Origin of the sequence: Bradyrhizobium sp. SSBR45G (assembly GCF_030159255.1) — a bacterium.
GTDB lineage: Bacteria > Pseudomonadota > Alphaproteobacteria > Rhizobiales > Xanthobacteraceae > Bradyrhizobium.
In genome coordinates, this window is record NZ_BSCT01000006.1 from 310,350 (window position 1) to 325,383 (window position 15,034).

General features: G+C 66.3%; 15 protein-coding genes. 6 read left to right on the top strand and 9 right to left on the bottom strand.

The window, feature by feature from the left end; genetic code table 11:
• Nucleotides 1–43: 43 nt before the first annotated feature.
• The 5 genes from QQL87_RS11100 to QQL87_RS11120 all read right to left on the bottom strand — a co-directional run bounded on the left by QQL87_RS11100 (nucleotide 44) and on the right by QQL87_RS11120 (nucleotide 4,776).
• Nucleotides 44–655 carry a hypothetical protein gene (locus tag QQL87_RS11100; protein ID WP_284417577.1) on the bottom strand — a complete coding sequence of 204 codons (612 nt, stop codon included), beginning with the start codon at nucleotides 653–655 and terminating at the stop codon, nucleotides 44–46.
• Complete coding sequence (locus tag QQL87_RS11105; RefSeq protein ID WP_284417578.1) at nucleotides 652–1,506, bottom strand: lanthanide ABC transporter permease protein PedC; 855 nt, start codon at nucleotides 1,504–1,506, stop codon at nucleotides 652–654. The genes QQL87_RS11100 and QQL87_RS11105 overlap by 4 nt, the downstream gene beginning before the upstream one ends.
• Entirely contained in the window at nucleotides 1,503–2,333 is an 831-nt protein-coding gene (locus QQL87_RS11110; protein ID WP_284417579.1) for a lanthanide ABC transporter ATP-binding protein PedB/LutE, read from the bottom strand. Before QQL87_RS11110 ends, QQL87_RS11105 begins: the two co-directional genes overlap by 4 nt.
• Complete coding sequence (locus QQL87_RS11115; protein WP_284417581.1) at nucleotides 2,330–3,334, bottom strand: YVTN family beta-propeller repeat protein; 1,005 nt, start codon at nucleotides 3,332–3,334, stop codon at nucleotides 2,330–2,332. The genes QQL87_RS11110 and QQL87_RS11115 overlap by 4 nt, the downstream gene beginning before the upstream one ends.
• Before the next feature lie 233 nt (nucleotides 3,335–3,567).
• The gene (locus QQL87_RS11120; RefSeq protein WP_284417582.1) at nucleotides 3,568–4,776 is read right to left on the bottom strand and encodes a lanthanide ABC transporter ABC transporter substrate-binding protein PedA1; all 1,209 of its coding nucleotides are present in this window, start codon (nucleotides 4,774–4,776) and stop codon (nucleotides 3,568–3,570) included.
• A gap of 140 nt (nucleotides 4,777–4,916) precedes the next feature.
• On the opposite strand from QQL87_RS11120, the gene QQL87_RS11125 reads away from it, so the two are divergent.
• Nucleotides 4,917–5,399: a DUF3280 domain-containing protein gene (locus QQL87_RS11125; RefSeq protein ID WP_284417611.1), complete on the top strand. Its 483-nt coding sequence runs from the start codon at nucleotides 4,917–4,919 to the stop codon at nucleotides 5,397–5,399.
• Nucleotides 5,400–6,234: 835 nt separating this feature from the next.
• Here QQL87_RS11125 and fghA read toward each other — a convergent pair.
• Nucleotides 6,235–7,080 (bottom strand): S-formylglutathione hydrolase, encoded by an 846-nt coding sequence (gene fghA / locus QQL87_RS11130; RefSeq protein ID WP_284417583.1) that lies wholly within the window; start codon nucleotides 7,078–7,080, stop codon nucleotides 6,235–6,237.
• Between the two features lie 61 nt (nucleotides 7,081–7,141).
• Complete coding sequence (locus QQL87_RS11135) at nucleotides 7,142–7,762, bottom strand: response regulator transcription factor (protein WP_284417584.1); 621 nt, start codon at nucleotides 7,760–7,762, stop codon at nucleotides 7,142–7,144.
• Between the two features lie 154 nt (nucleotides 7,763–7,916).
• Here QQL87_RS11135 and QQL87_RS11140 point away from each other — a divergent pair, with 154 nt between their 5' ends.
• From QQL87_RS11140 to QQL87_RS11150, 3 genes are all read left to right on the top strand, one after another.
• On the top strand, nucleotides 7,917–9,263 hold the full coding sequence (locus QQL87_RS11140; RefSeq protein WP_284417585.1) for a histidine kinase: 1,347 nt from the start codon (nucleotides 7,917–7,919) through the stop codon (nucleotides 9,261–9,263).
• Between the two features lie 198 nt (nucleotides 9,264–9,461).
• Nucleotides 9,462–9,650 carry a DUF2934 domain-containing protein gene (locus tag QQL87_RS11145; RefSeq protein ID WP_284417586.1) on the top strand — a complete coding sequence of 63 codons (189 nt, stop codon included), beginning with the start codon at nucleotides 9,462–9,464 and terminating at the stop codon, nucleotides 9,648–9,650.
• Nucleotides 9,651–9,709: 59 nt separating this feature from the next.
• Nucleotides 9,710–9,865 carry a hypothetical protein gene (locus tag QQL87_RS11150; RefSeq protein ID WP_284417588.1) on the top strand — a complete coding sequence of 52 codons (156 nt, stop codon included), beginning with the start codon at nucleotides 9,710–9,712 and terminating at the stop codon, nucleotides 9,863–9,865.
• A gap of 197 nt (nucleotides 9,866–10,062) precedes the next feature.
• On the opposite strand, the gene QQL87_RS11155 is transcribed toward QQL87_RS11150, so the two are convergent.
• Both QQL87_RS11155 and QQL87_RS11160 read right to left on the bottom strand, forming a co-directional pair.
• A complete protein-coding gene (locus QQL87_RS11155) occupies nucleotides 10,063–10,305 on the bottom strand; it encodes a (2Fe-2S)-binding protein (protein ID WP_284417589.1) in 243 nt (80 codons plus the stop codon).
• A 93-nt stretch (nucleotides 10,306–10,398) separates the two neighbouring features.
• Entirely contained in the window at nucleotides 10,399–11,232 is an 834-nt protein-coding gene (locus QQL87_RS11160) for a xanthine dehydrogenase (protein WP_284417591.1), read from the bottom strand.
• A gap of 398 nt (nucleotides 11,233–11,630) precedes the next feature.
• Here QQL87_RS11160 and QQL87_RS11165 point away from each other — a divergent pair, with 398 nt between their 5' ends.
• Together QQL87_RS11165 and nifA are read left to right on the top strand one after the other, a co-directional pair.
• Nucleotides 11,631–12,476 carry an SDR family NAD(P)-dependent oxidoreductase gene (locus QQL87_RS11165; RefSeq protein WP_284417592.1) on the top strand — a complete coding sequence of 282 codons (846 nt, stop codon included), beginning with the start codon at nucleotides 11,631–11,633 and terminating at the stop codon, nucleotides 12,474–12,476.
• A gap of 434 nt (nucleotides 12,477–12,910) precedes the next feature.
• Entirely contained in the window at nucleotides 12,911–14,653 is a 1,743-nt protein-coding gene (nifA, locus tag QQL87_RS11170; RefSeq protein ID WP_284417593.1) for a nif-specific transcriptional activator NifA, read from the top strand.
• Nucleotides 14,654–15,034 lie beyond the last annotated feature (381 nt).

A 15,034-nucleotide genomic window follows, 5' to 3' on the forward strand; every position in this document is an offset into this window, starting at 1 on the left:
CGCTCGACATCATGGTCTGATCTGACGAGCATCATGCTGCCAGCTACTCCATGTCCTGCTGGATCTCGCGGGCCAGCGCGAACAGGCGCTGGTCGATGGCGGTCGGGACCTCGCAGACGAACTTCATCACGCGGCGGCGGTCTTCGAAGATGCGCGTCTCCCAGTTGAGCTGATTGCTCAGCTCCTCGATCTTGGCTTCCTCCCGCGTGGCGCCGCTCTGCATCTCCTGCAGCTTGATCGTGTCGCCGCGCACCTTGTCCACGGCCTCGCGTTGCTTGCGCATCACGCGCTCGAGGCCGTTCATCACCGACGTCCGCTGCGCATTGAGCGTGTCGAACAGGCCGGCGAACAGCAGCTTGCCCTTGCGGGTCTTCTCGTCGGCCGTGCCGGTGAGGAAATCGGCGACGTCCTTCTGCGCCTCCTCGAGCGGGATCCGGCGTGCGGCAAGCCGGGTGACCAGTGCCGACACCTTGGCATCGTCCTTCCAGCTCGCGCCGACGTCGTCGATCGGCGGCCCGGCCCACACGGCCGCGATCGAGATCTCCGGCACCTTGGCCTGCGGGCAGGGCCAGTCCGGATAGCGCGGATCGGCCGCGAGCGCGGCGTTTGCGGACGCTGCCACGGCGATGGCTGCCAATGTCGATCTCAACCTCATGCCTCGCCTCCCGGACCACGCCTGACGAACCCGCGCGACGGATCGTAGGCGAGGATCGCGCCGATCATGAACACTGCGGTGCAGCCGCCGACCACGGCCAGCGACACCCAGTTCAACTTGCCATACAGCGCAAACCGGATGAGTTCGACTGCATGCGTGAAAGGATTGGCTTCGCAGAGAAAGGCGAGCCAGGGGCTGCCTTCCTCGACGTGCCAGAGCGGGTAGAGCGCCGAGGAGGCAAAGAACATCGGGAAGATCACGAAGTTCATGACGCCTGCGAAATTCTCGAGCTGCTTGATGCCGGAGGAGATCAGCATGCCCAACGCGCCGAGCATCAGGCCGGCCAGGATCAGCGCCGGCAGCACCGTGAGATAACCCATCGGCGGCGGCGTGATGTCCCAGAACCAGGCGATCGCCAGGAACGCATAGACCTGCAGCACCGACACTGCGGTGCCGGCGAGCAGCTTGCAGAACAGGAGATAGCCGCGCGGCAGCGGGCTCACCAGCAAGGTGCGCATGTTGCCCATCTCGCGGTCGTAGACCATCGACAGCGACGACTGCATGCCGTTGAACAGCTGGATCATCGCCATCAGGCCGGGCGCGATATAGACCTCGTAGAGGATGTAGGTCTCGTAGGGCGGGATGATCGAGATGCCCAGCACCTGGCGGAAGCCGGCGGCGAAGATGAACAGCCAGACCAGCGGGCGCACCAGCGCCGAGACAAAACGCTCGCGCTGATGCAGGAAGCGCAGCGCCTCGCGCCAGACGATGCCGGTGAGACAGGTGATGTACTCGCCGGCCGTGAAGCCGCTGCGCGCCGGTGGGGGGGCATGGACGGGGGTGACGGTCATGCGTCCGAACTCCGTGCAGGACCGGCACTGGATGGGCTCGCCTGTGTCGTCAGCCGCGCGAAGGCCGCGTTGACGTCGGAGGCGCCGGCCTCGGCGATCACTTGAGGAACCAGTCCGCGCGCCAGTACGCGGCCCTGGTGGAGCACCACGAGGTCATCGGTCGCCGTGATCTCGTCGAACAGATGCGTCGCCCAGAGCACGCCGATGCCCTGCTCGGTGACGAGCTGGCGGACATGGCCGATGATGTCGGCGCGCGCCTTGACGTCGAGCCCGACGGTGGCCTCGTCGAGCAGCAGCAGGCGCGGCCGGTGCAGCAGCGCGCGCGCAATCTCGAGCCGGCGCATCTGGCCGCCGGAGAGATCGCGCACCTTGTTGCCGGCGCGGTCGGCCAGCCCGATGCGCGACAACAGCTCCTCGCTGCGGGCGCGCGCCTCGCCGCGGGAGATGCCGTGCAGGGCGGCGTGATAGAGCAGGTTCTGCGTCAGCGACAAATCGAGATCGAGGGTGCGCGACTGAAACACGACGCCGAGCAGCCGCAGCGCCTCCCCGGGCGTGCGGCCGATGTCATGGCCGAAAATGTCGATGCGGCCGGTCTGCACCGCGAACAGCCGCGTGATCAGCGAGAACAGCGTGCTCTTGCCGGCGCCGTTGAGGCCGAGCAGGGCGGTGAAGCTCGCGGGCCTCACTGCGAAGCTGACGTCACTGAGGGCCTTGCGCGCCCCGTAGGAATGGCTGACGCCGGCGATCGACAGCGCGGGGACCTGGTCCGAGGCCGGCTGCGGTGCGGGGCTCGTGGAGTCGAGGGCGGAGGCGTTCTGCGTCATCATGGCTGTGCAATCGTGATGCCCCAGGGCAGCTCGCCGACCTGGATGGTCTTGATCACCTTCTGGGCTGCGACGTCGATCACCGAGACGTCGTTGGAGACGCCGTTGGTGGCGAGCAGATATTTCTCATCCGGCGTGAACTCCATGTGCCAGACGCGCTGTCCGACCAGCAGATACTTCTTCACCTCGTGGGTGGTGCCGTCGACGACCGCGACGCGGTTGGCCGGGCCGAGCGCGACGAAGCCGGTCTTGCCGTCCTTGGTCAGGCTGATACCGACGGGCTGGATCGCCTCGCTGCGCAGCCCGGGAATGGCGAACTTGATCTTGCCGGTGACCTCGCGCTTGGCCGGATCGATGATCGAGACCGTGCCGCCGATCTCGGCGGAGACCCACAGCTCCGAGCCGTCGCTCTTGAACTCGGCATAACGTGGCCGCGCATCGACCAGCACATTGGCGACGATCTTGCGCGTCGCGGTGTCGATGAAATGAGCCATGTTGGTGGTCTCTGACGTGCAGATCAGGATCTTGCCGTCCGGGCTGAGCATCATGCCCTCCGGCTCGACGCCGACCTGGACGTCGCCGATGCGGATACGCTTCTCGAGGTCGAGCACCGTGACGGTGTTGTCGTTCTCGTTGGCGACGTAGAGCGTCTTGCCGGCCGCGTCCTGCGCGAACAGCTCGGGATCGGGACCGGAGGGCAGGGTGTCGACGATCTCCAGCTTCTTGGCGTCGATCACCTGGATGGTGTCGTCATCGCCGACCGCCACCATCACGAACTTGCCGTCGCGGGTATACGCAATCCCGCGCGGGCGCTGGCCGACCTTGATGGTTTTTGTCACCGTCCAGCTGTCGGTGTCGATGACCGAGACCGTGTTGCCTTTTTCGTTGGAGACGAAGGCGACGAAGGCGGAGGCGGGGGCGATGGGGGGCAGGCAAAGCGCGGCGGCGAGCAGCGAGGCTGCCAGGGGCGCGCGCTTTGGAAGCTGATCGCGCAATTTTCTCATTCCGCTGTCTGTCCGATGGACCCGAGATGTCGCGGCGGAGGAGGTGCGCTCCCTCGCCCCGCTTGCGGGGAGAGGGTTGGGGTGAGGGGGACTCTCCAAGCACTGAGCTCGCGGAGAGTCCCCCTCACCCGGATTGCATCTGCGATGCAATCCGGCCTCTCCCCGCAGGCGGGGAGAGGCTGGCGCGGTGCGTGTCGGACTCAGTATTCTCATCAGCATGGTTTGATCCGACATCATTGCAGCTTGCACTTGGTTTCGGGGCGGTCGACGCCGAGCGTGTCGAGTTCGGAGACCTGGTGCAGGAAGCCCTCCTGCGGCGAGACCGAGACGATCATGCGGCCGTCGGCGAGCAGGATCGGCTGGCGCAGTTGCAGGTTCCAGTCGCGTAAGGAAAGCCGGGTGCCCTTGAAGGCGGCGATGGTGAAGTTCGGGCTCTTGAGGTAGTCGGCCATCGCCTTGGCGTCGCCGGAGTTGGTGCGCGAGGCCGCTTCGCCGACCATGCGCACGGCCATCCAGGCCTGCATGTCCAAGGCGTCCATGCGGCGCAAGGCGAGCTTCATGAAGCGGTTCTGCAATTGGGTGGCGCCCCATTGGTCCTGCGACGGGTCCCAACTCGTCGGGCGCAGGCCCGCGGAGCCGGCGACGGGGCGCGCATCCCAGGTGCGGTAGGGCAGGTAGTTGGCGAACACCTCGCTCTCGTCGGCCGCGACCAGCACGTCATAGGCCGCCGCTTTCTGCGTGAACACCGGCATCTGGCGCTGGATCAAGGTGACGCCGGAGTCGGTGCGCCGTGCGCCGCCGGTGTCCTCGAAGCTGCGCTCCTCGACGATCTTGGCGCCGAAGCGGGTGGCGGCGCGGCGCAGCGCATCGGCGAACAGCTTGTCATTGTCGTGCGAGCCGGTGACGAGCAGCCAGCGCTTCCACTGCTTCCAGACCAGATATTGCGCCAGCCCATCGGCGAGCATCGAGCGCGTCGGCGCGACATGGATGACATTGGCGCGGCAATCCTGCTCGCGCAGGCGGTCGTCGGTGGCGCCGACGTTCAGCAACGTGATGCCGCGGCCGCGCAAGCCGTCGGCGACTTTCAACAGCGCATCCGCCGGCAGGTCGGCGAGGATGAAGCCGGTCTTGGCCGCCAGCTCATTGGCGGCCTGCGCGGCTTCCTCGTCGTCCTTGACACGACGATCGAGCAGGGTGAAGCGCTGGTTGAGGAACTTGCCGGTGGTGTTGTTGTCCTCGATCGCGAGCCGAGCACCGGCCACGCCGTCGTCGGCTGCGGGCTGGTCGAGCGGCGACAAGGTCTGCGGCACGGCGGCACGGCCGAGATAGCCGATCGCGATGTCGACCGGCTCCGCGGCAAATGCAGCTGTTGCGGCAGCAATGAGGCCGATCGCGCCGATCAGGCCTCTAGCCAGAACTCCCAGGACCACATGTCCTCCCATTGTTCCCCGTCCTGTATCGGCGAGGTTTCGCCTTGCAAGATGACCGAATTGCCCTAGCTTTCAACCCCACTTTTGGCTGTGCAGCGTCATTTCGGATCACGATCTTGAAGCTCATCATTCTCCTCGCGTCCGTGGTCCTGATCTCTGCGACATCTGCGCGCGCCGAGCCGCCGAAGGTTGCGGTGTTCGACTTCGAGCTGATCGACACCAGCCTGCAGGGCGAGGTGCAGGGCCCGCGCCAGGACGAGCAGGCACGGCTGGCGCACGCGGCGGAGCAGCTGCGGTCGGCGCTGCAGGATTCGGGACGATTTCGCGTTGTTGATATCGCCCCGATTAACGATGCGGCGCACAACAGCAATCTGCAGGCCTGCGGCGGCTGCGACGTCAAGCTGGCCTCCGACATCGGCGCCGATCTCGCCCTCACGGGGACGGTGCAGAAGGTTTCCAACCTCATCCTCAACATGAACATCTATCTGCGCGATGCTCACACCGGCCAGCCGGTCGCCGCGATGACCGCCGACATGCGCGGCAACACCGACGAGTCCTGGACCCGCACCATGGCCTGGCTGATCCGCAACCGGCTGCTGGCGCCGAACTACGGCGCGCCGCAGGCGCAGCAGTAGGCGACGTTGGCTTGGCACGTGGCGTGGGCGGTGCCTGCGGCCATCCTTCGAGACGCCCGCCTGAGGGCGGGCTCCTCAGGATGAGGGCGGAGTGTGCGGCGGCATCCCCGATCGTCGTGTTGCCCCTCATGGTGAGGAGCGCCGCACGCGGCGCGTCTCGAACCATGAGGCCCCAGACGCTGCAAGCATCCTCGATCATAGATGATGGTCTCAGTCACACATGACGCAACATCCTCGCGGCGGATGACGCCCGAGCTTTGCGGTGTCAATCGCCCCTCGAAAGACAGAGAGGCGCAGGGAAGGCCGGGAGCCTGCCGCCCCCATGGCCCGCCTGCAGAGAAAAATGCAGGCGGCAGGTACCACAGGTTCGGCTGGGAACATCCCGGCCCTCCCTGCGCGATGGTTTTCACGGTTGCTTCGCGTTCTCCCCGGTGCGCCGGGCTTTCTGGTCACCGTGCGCGACGACGCGCTTTCCGCGCGCCGCCGCGGGGCATCGGCTTCGGGATGCCAGGACCACGCGACTTGGCCGTACGCCGTGGCGCGTTCGTCCGCATGCTCTCTCGAGCCATGCTGCGCGCCGCCGGCGTCCACCGCATCCCACCTCCACGTTCGTGACGACCGCGATACGCCCTCTCGACGAGGCGGGATGGCGCGATACAATCACATGTTCCGAAAATACGAAAGAGGATTCTTTTTCGCTGGAGGACTGGACAGTGGTGATCGCCTTGAGCGGCCTCTTGAAAACGCCCTTTGTGCGCACGTCCCGTGAGGGCGCGGACATCGCCGCGACGAGCGCGTGATCGCGCCCGCCGGGCAAATCAGGCCGCGCCTGAGATCAGCGGCCGAGCCGCGCGGCGTGCCAGCGCAGGTGGTCGGCCATGTAGGTCGAGATGAAGTAGTAGCTGTGGTCGTAGCCTTCCTGCTTGCGCAGCAGCAGCGGGATGTTGGCCTTGTCGCAGGTGGCCTTCAGCAGCTCCGGGCGCAGCTGCTGGGTCAGGAACTGGTCGGCGTCGCCATAGTCGACCAGGAGGTCGGAGACGCGCGCGCCATCCTCGATCAGCGCGACGGCGTCGTGCTTGCGCCACGCCGCCTTGTCGCTGCCGAGATAACCGCCCAGGGCCTTCTCGCCCCACGGCACCTGCGATGGCGCCACGATCGGCGAGAACGCGCTGGCCGCGCGGTAGCGGTCCGGATTGCGCAGCGCCACCGTGAGCGCGCCATGGCCGCCCATCGAATGGCCCATCACCGATTGACGGCGCGGGTCGACCGGGAAGTTCGCCGCGACCACGCTCGGCAGCTCCGCGGTGACATAGCTCCACATCCGGTAGTTCTTGGCGAACGGCTCTTGCGTGGCGTCGACATAGAAGCCGGCGCCGAGGCCGAAATCATAGGCATTGTTGGGGTCGCCGGGCACGCCGTCGCCGCGCGGCGAGGTGTCGGGCGCGACGAAGACGAGGCCGAGCTCGGCGCAGGCGGCGCGGAACTCGCCCTTCTCGGTGACATTGGCGTGGGTGCAGGTCAGCCCCGACAGATACCAGACGACCGGCAGCTTGGTGCCGGGGGCATGCGACGGCACGAACACCGAGAACGTCATCTCGGTCTTGGTCTCCTGGCTGGCATGGCGGTAGACGCCCTGGACGCCGCCATGGGACTTGTTCTGCGAGACGGTCGTGAGCGTCATGGGTCACCTGTCAGAAAAGGAGATGGGTGCGGCGGAACGGACCGCGCCGCCGGGTCGCGGTTCAGGCGACGCCGTTCTCGATGGCCAGACGCACCAGTTCGCCGGACGTTCTCACCCCGAGCTTCTGGCGGATGATCGAGGAGGTGTTGGCGACGGTCTTGTAGGACGAGTGGATCAGCCAGGCAATCTCGGACAGGCTCTTGCCGGCGCTGAGCAGGCGGAGGATCTCGAGCTCGCGCGAGGTCAGCTTCGCCAGCGGGCTCTGCGCCACCGCTGCGCCCGCGAAGGCGATGCTGCGGGCGATGGCCGGCGGCAGATAGCTGCCGCCGCGCGAGACCTCGCGGATCGCTTCCGCCAGATCGTTCGGGTCGCCGCTCTTGGAGACATAGCCCTTGGCGCCGATATCGATGGCGCGCGCCGCGAACACCGGATCATCGTTCATGCTGAACATGATCAGCCGTGCCTGGCCGTCGCGGCCGAGGATGCGGCGGGCCAGCTCGAAGCCGGACACCGTCGGCAGGTTGATGTCGATCACGCAGACGTCCGGCCGGCGCGCGACGAAGCTCGCTTCGCCGCTCTCCGCGTCGGCCGCTTCGAGCAGCTCGAGATCCGGATCGGTCGAGAGCAGGGCACGGCAACCTGATGCCACAATGGGATGGTCATCGACGATCAGTACGCGCATGGCCTTGGGGTCCCGGACTTCTGCCTCGCGTCTTTGTTGCAGTGCATTATGGATGCATGCTGCGCGACGGTGCATGATAGCACGATTATGATCGTTGGCGGATTTGTCTGTCAACGTGACCGGGCGTGAACAGAGTGGCGGCGGGGCGGAGACAATGTGGCAGAATTGGTCGTTGCGCAGGCGCATCAACGTGCTGCTGGCGCTGGTGCTGACCTTGGGTCTCGCCATCAACATCGGCCGGCTCGTGTTCGAGGCGGCGCCGCGCGTCCTGGCCGAGGATCAGAGCGTCATCCGCCTGACCCGTGCCTTCATCGAGACCATCATGGACGAGGTCAATGACGCGCCCGATCCGGACGCTCGGCTGAACCGGATCGTCGGCGATCTCGGCCAGCTGCGCCACGTCAGCGTCACCCGCAAGGCGATGCCGGTGCAGCCACGGCCGTCGCCGGGCGATGCGCGCGCGGCGCCGGCCTGGTTCATTGCGCTCGTGCATCCCGACAAGACCTCGGTCAGCATGCCCGTGATCGTCGCCGGGCGGGCCGATGCGCTGGTGATTACCTCGCATCCGGACGACGAGATCGCCGAGATCTGGGACGGCATCGTCACGCAGCTCGTGGTCGGATCGCTGGTCGGGCTGGCGCTGTTCGGCATCACGACGCTCGTGGTCGGCCGCGCGCTGGCGCCGCTATCGGATCTGTCGGAGGCGATGAGCCGGATCGAGGCCGGTGCCTATGACGCCCGCGTCAAGCCGGGCGGTGCGCCTGAGCTCGCCGCGCTCTGCGCCAAGCTGAACCATCTCGCGGGCGCGCTCGGCGAGGCGGTGGAGGAGAAGCGCCGGCTGGCGGAGCGCGCCGTATCGCTGCAGGACCTCGAGCGCAAGGAGATCGCCCGCGAGCTGCATGACGAGTTCGGGCCGCATCTGTTCGCGCTGCGCGCCCATGCCAGCGCCCTGATGCGGCTGCCGGACGCCAAGTCGATCGACGTCGCGGCGATGCGCCGGCACGGCCAGGCGATCCTCGAGCAGGTCAACGCGGTTCAGCAGTTCAACCGCCGCATCCTGGAGCGGCTGCGCCCGGTCGGGCTCGCCGAGCTCGGCCTGCGCGAGGCGCTTGGCGCCCTGGTGCGGCTGTGGCGGGAGTCGCGGCCGGAGATTGCGATCGAAACCAGATTTGCCGATGCGGCCGTGCGCAGCAACGAGACCGCGGAGCTGACGATCTACCGCGTCGTGCAGGAGGCGCTGACCAACGTGTTCCGCCATGCCGAGGCGACCGCGGTCGACGTCACCATCGAGCCGCTGCAGCAGACGACGGCCGGACTCCGCCGTAGCTATACGCGGGTGCGCGTGTGCGACGACGGCCGCGGGCTGACGCCCGAGCACAAGCTCGGCTTCGGCCTCACCGGCATGCGCGAGCGCCTGCTGGCGCTCGGCGGAACCTTGACGGTGGACTCGACCGGAGCCGGCGTCACGATCGAGGCGATGGTGCCCGCCGACGCGGCGTAGGCCGGACAGGAACGAACACGATCGTTGCAGTTGCTGGTGCGCTCGCTCCCTGCGGCGCATCGTCCTTAGCGCCGCGCCGCGTTGGAACATCGCTCCGCCTTCCAGATTGCCCAAGCAGGACGTGCACCGATGTGGCCTGCGCGTCTTCGCTGTCCTCGCGGTCGAGGACAACAAGCTTGCAGCGATCAGGGACGAGCCATGGGACAAATCGACGAATTGGATCAGGCGGACCGCATCCGCGAGCGCGCCCACGCCCTATGGGAGCAGGCCGGGCGGCCGGAAGGCCGCCAGGATGAGTTCTGGCACCAGGCCGAGCGCGAGATCGGCGAGATGGAACAGTTGCACGAGGAGGCCACGGCGCCACCGCCGACGATGCTTCCGGGCTGAATGCCATGCGCAGTGCATGGGCTCGGCTGACGATCCTCAAACGAGCAAGGAACGAACTGATGGGCCAGGAAACACCGAAGGACGATCCGCGCCAGCGCACCGATGGCGGATCGATCAAGCAGACTGACAAGCCCTGGACTGGAAACCCGGAAAAGGAGCAGCGCTCCGACTCCGAGAAGGACCTGGAGAAGTGGGCCGAGACGAAGACCCACTGACGCGCAGTGTTGCGCCTGTCGTGTCGGGGGAGCCTGCAGGCGTGGCGCTCATGTCATGTTCGCGCTGCGCGTCGGAGGCGACGCGCAGCGACCGACGGTAAGCCGCTCGTTTGATCGATCCGCGATGGGCACGCGCCTGTCGGATTTGTCCGACATCCGACAGCGTGCGAGGCGCCATGTCGTGCGCTCGGATCGCGTCAGGCCACCGACATCAGCGCGCACGGCGCCGGCTCGGCCTGCACCGGCCAGATCGCCGCCGCGGCCGTTTCGCCCTGCCGCTCCTCGAGAATGCGCTTCACGGATCGCGAGCAGAGGCCGCACTGAACCGAGCAGCCAAGGCAATCATAGATTTGCGCCGGCGAGCCGAAGGTCATGTCGGCCGACGTGACGACGTCGCGAATGGCGGTGTCGGTGATGACGTTGCAGGAACAAATGATCATGGCTGTTGCTCGCTCCTGCCAACGCTAAGCAACGGCGATGCCAACGCAGATGGGAAGGAAGCGGGCTAATCAGAATCGTTCGAAACGGCGGGATCAGCGCGTGGTCGCCGCGCTCGCGCGGAACCGCTCGGCTGTGCGCAGGCGGATCGCGGCGAGCGTCGCCTGTGCGAGCGCCTGTCCCTGCGCATCGATGCCGGTCCACTGCGCGTGCCGGCCGCGCGGGTCGATTTCGGCGAGCGCGATGCCGGCCGGCACGTCAATGCCATCGCGCACGACACCGCGCAGGATGCCGTCAGTGGGCGCGGTGACGGGCTCGCCGGAGAGATGGCCGACGACGAAGCCCTTGTAGACGCGGGTGCCGATCTCGACCGGCGTGTGCCAGCGGCCTTCATGCGGCGAATGCACCAGGCGCTCGATGCCGACGCCGCCGAGCTCGCCGATGTCATCCTTGGCCTGGGTCCAGCCCTCGCGCACGATCTGTCCGAGGCAGTCCGGCCGGGTTTCGATGGCGACATCGCAATTGGCCGATGGCGAGAAGCCTGGGCCGATGCCGATCGACAGGCGCGTCATGCCGCGCAGGTTCGGCGTCACCTCGCGCGTCTGCATCCTGGCGTCGACCAGCACGTCGATGCAGCGCACCGGCAACAGATCCAGCAGCCCGAGCCAGGTGACCAGGACGTGCTGGGGACCGCCGAGCGCCTTGAACACGTCCATGGTGGTCTCGATGCGGGCCGCGCTCACATTGTCGAGACGCGGCGCGTCGCCGAACAGCGCGTCGTAAAACGCCATCTTGCGGCGCATGACCGGCGGATTGGGATCGTGCGACAGAACCACGCAGAAGCCATCGCGATGCAGCTTCACGGCGACCGCGGAAGCGATTTCGTTGGTGCCGAGGACCACGGCGAAGCGCACTGCAGTCGTCCCCATGTCTCGGTCCATACGGCGTCAATCTCGTGGCTGACAGTCGTGAGACTGCAAAGCCGGCTTCCAGTTCAGATGATGATTTCGTCGAGCAAGAGTTGGACCAGTGCAGCACGTTTTGAAAAAGATCGCCCGTTGAAGGCTTTGTGATGGGGGCGGCGGAAAGCCGACGCTGGAAATGTCCTGAACCCGTCAATCTGTCGCGAATCCGACAGGGCTGAGCGGCTTTGCGCGCGGATTTCGCTGGCCCGGATTCTGCACAACCGCCGGATGGCAATACCGCGGGTCGATTGGACGGATCCGTGGCCGCCGCGCCCGGACATGTGTTGCGGGTGCATGTCAGAGCCGAAGTTCGGCAGCCGGCGTCCGCGTGGCGTATCGGCGCATGATCAGGACGGCATGAGGTGAGTCTCGATCTCGACCAGGATGTCCGCGAGGCGGCCGACGCACCCGCGCCGGGCGCGTCGTGTCCGTTCCATGCGGACATTGCTGCCGCCGAACGGCCTGCACGGACCGAGCAGAAGACATTGGTGCTGACCGGCGGCTCGCGCGGCATCGGTCATGCGACCGCCAGGCTGTTCTCCGATGCCGGCTGGCGCATCCTGACCTGCTCACGCCAGCCGTTCGACGGCGGGCGGTGTCCCTGGGATTCCGGCGCCGACAACCATGTCCAGTTCGACCTGAGCGACCGCGCGGCGATTCCGCGCGCGATTGCCGAGATCAAGGCGAAGCTCGGCGGTGCACCGCTGCATGCGCTGATCAACAACGCTGCCATCTCGCCGAAAGCGGAGGATGGCGGCCGGCTCGATTCGCTTGCGACCTCAGTCGAAACCTGGATGACGGTGTTCCACGTCAACTTCCTCGGGCCGATCCTGCTGGCGCGTGGCCTGTTCGAGGAGCTGAAGCGCGGGCAGGGGGCGGTGGTGAACGTGACCTCGATCGTCGGGACACGTGTGCATCCCTTTGCCGGCACCGCCTATGCGACCTCGAAGGCCGCGCTGGCCTGCCTGACCCGCGAGATGGCGCATGACTTCGCGCCGCATGGCATACGCGTCAACGCCATCGCGCCCGGCGAGATCAAGACCGAGATGGTGTCGCCGGAGACCGAGGCCCGGTTCTCGCCGCTGATTCCGATGCGCCGGATCGGCGCGCCCGAAGAGGTCGCCAAGGTGCTGTTCTTCCTGTGTTCGGACGCCGCGAGCTACGTGACCGGCGAAGAGATTCAGATCAATGGAGGGCAGCACCTCTAGGTGCCATCAGATTGTCAGGTGCTCGCCGTCGCCTACACGCCGATGTGAACTGAGGTCGCCAGGCGGTAGCAGCTGAATGGGGCGAGTGCTACGCGCGAGGTGGAAACTTCGTGTGCAGGTCGATCGCTTGCAATTCTGTCGCAACAGGACACCGGCTTGTCCGACAAGTAGGTGCCGAAAACACCACGCGAAATTGTCAGGCTCGCCTGATTGCGCGCCGGCCGTGCCGTGCAATGCACGCGACGTGCGGGGTGCAAACTAATTTGTTAACATCATGAAACCCTGCAGCTTTTCTGTTCTTTGCTTGCACACTACTTCTGCGGCAATGCAGCAAAGTTAGGCACGACAATCATCTGCAGTTAAGGGAGGATGTTAGAACATCTACAATCACGGGCGGTCTTGCTAGAGCGTCCGTGACGATCAGAGAAGCGACCATGGTCCAAACGGAAACACGTCAGGTCGAAGCTCAGGACGTCAGGTCCACTGCCGCCCCGATACCGCTCAGCGAGATCGCGCTGACGGGAATTTTCGAAATTTCGAAAATCCTGGCCGCGCCGACGCGGCTGGAAATCACCCTCGCCAACGTCGTCAACCTGCTGCAGTCCTTCATGCAGATGCGCCACGGCGTCGTGTCGCTGCTCGCGGATGACGGCATACCCGATCTTGCCGTTGGCGCGGGATGGAGCGAAGGCAGCGACCAGCGCTATCGCGAGCGTTTGCCGCAGAAGGCGATCGATCAGATCGTCGCGACAGCCGTGCCGCTGATTGCGGAGAATGTCGCGGATCATCCGGCCTTCAGCGCCGCCGATGCGGCCACGCTCGGCGCCGGCGCCGACACCCGCGTGTCGTTCCTCGGCGTTCCCATCCGCATCGACCAGCGTGTCGTCGGCACCCTGACGATCGACCGTGTCTGGGACGGCCGCGCCGTGTTCCGGCTGGATTCCGATGTCCGCTTCCTGACGATGGTCGCCAACCTGATCGGCCAGACCATCAAGCTGCATCGCGTCGTGGCGCGCGATCGCGAGCGGCTGATGGCCGAGAGTCATCGGCTGCAGAAAGAACTGCTGGAGCTGAAGCCTGCGCCGGCCAACCGCACCAAGAAGGTGCTGGTCGATGGCATCGTCGGCGACAGCCCGGCGCTGCGCGCGCTGTTGGAGAAGATCAACGTCGTCGCCAAGTCGAATGCGCCGGTGCTGCTGCGCGGCGAATCCGGCACCGGCAAGGAGCTGGTCGCCAAGGCGATCCACGAATTGTCGAACCGCGCCAAGCGGCCCTTCATCAAGATCAATTGCGCCGCGCTGCCGGAGACCGTGCTGGAGTCGGAGCTGTTCGGCCACGAGAAGGGCGCCTTCACCGGCGCAATCAACTCGCGCAAGGGCCGCTTCGAGCTCGCCGACAAGGGCACCTTGTTCCTCGACGAGATCGGCGAGATCTCGCCGGCCTTCCAGGCCAAGCTGCTGCGCGTGCTGCAGGAGCAGGAGTTCGAGCGCGTCGGCGGCAACCAGACCATCAAGGTTGACGTCCGCATCGTCACCGCCACCAATCGCAATCTGGAAGAGGCGGTGTCGCGCAACGAGTTCCGCGCCGACCTCTACTACCGGATCAGCGTGGTGCCGATCAAATTGCCGCCGCTGCGCGAGCGGCGCAGCGACATTCCCCAATTGGCGCGCGAGTTCCTGCGCCGCTTCAATTGCGAGAACGAGCGCGATCTCACCTTCGACGTCAGCGCCATCGAAGTGCTGATGCATTGCGGCTTCCCGGGCAATGTCCGCGAGCTTGAGAACTGCGTGCAGCGGACCGCCACCATGGCGGCCGGCTCGGCGATCGGCATGGACGACTTCGCCTGCAGCCGCAACGAATGCATGTCGGCGATCCTGTGGAAGGGCAACACGGTGACGCCGCCGCCGCCGCGCGGCCAGCCGATGGTGCCGCTGCCGATCCTGCCGCGCTCCTCGGCGCCGGTCGAGCCGCCTGCCGAACTGCCGGCCGCCGACGCCGACGACGGCGAGTTCTCAGAGGGAATGGACGGCGGCGTCGTGCCGGAGCGCGAGCGCATCGTGCAGGCCATGGAGCGCTCCGGCTGGGTCCAGGCCAAGGCCGCCCGCCTGCTCGGCCTGACGCCCCGCCAGATCGGCTACGCGCTGAAGAAGTACAACATCGAGGTCAAGCGGTTCTGAGCGGCTCTGCTTGCCGTTGAAGGGCGCGCCTAGCGCGCCCTTTTCGTTTGGCTTGTTTGGCGTGCATGCTGTTGCCCGCGTAACGATAGTCGTGAAACGCGAGATCGCGCCCCGGCGACGGTGGTCTCCCCTCCCCCTTGCGGGGAGGGGTCGGGGGTGGGGGTCTCCGGGGGTATGAACCGGGCTGAGTCCTGACATTTTGGACCGGGTTGATTCCTGACAGGCAAGCATCGTCCGATTCGAAGCAGGATCGGACGATGCCTTTCAGGGAGAGCAGTCCTGTGGAGCAGCGTATCGGGTTGTTTCGGGAGTACGAGACGGGGGCTTTTTCGGTGACGGAGCTGTGCGAGCGGCATGGCATCAGCCGGGAGACGTTCTATG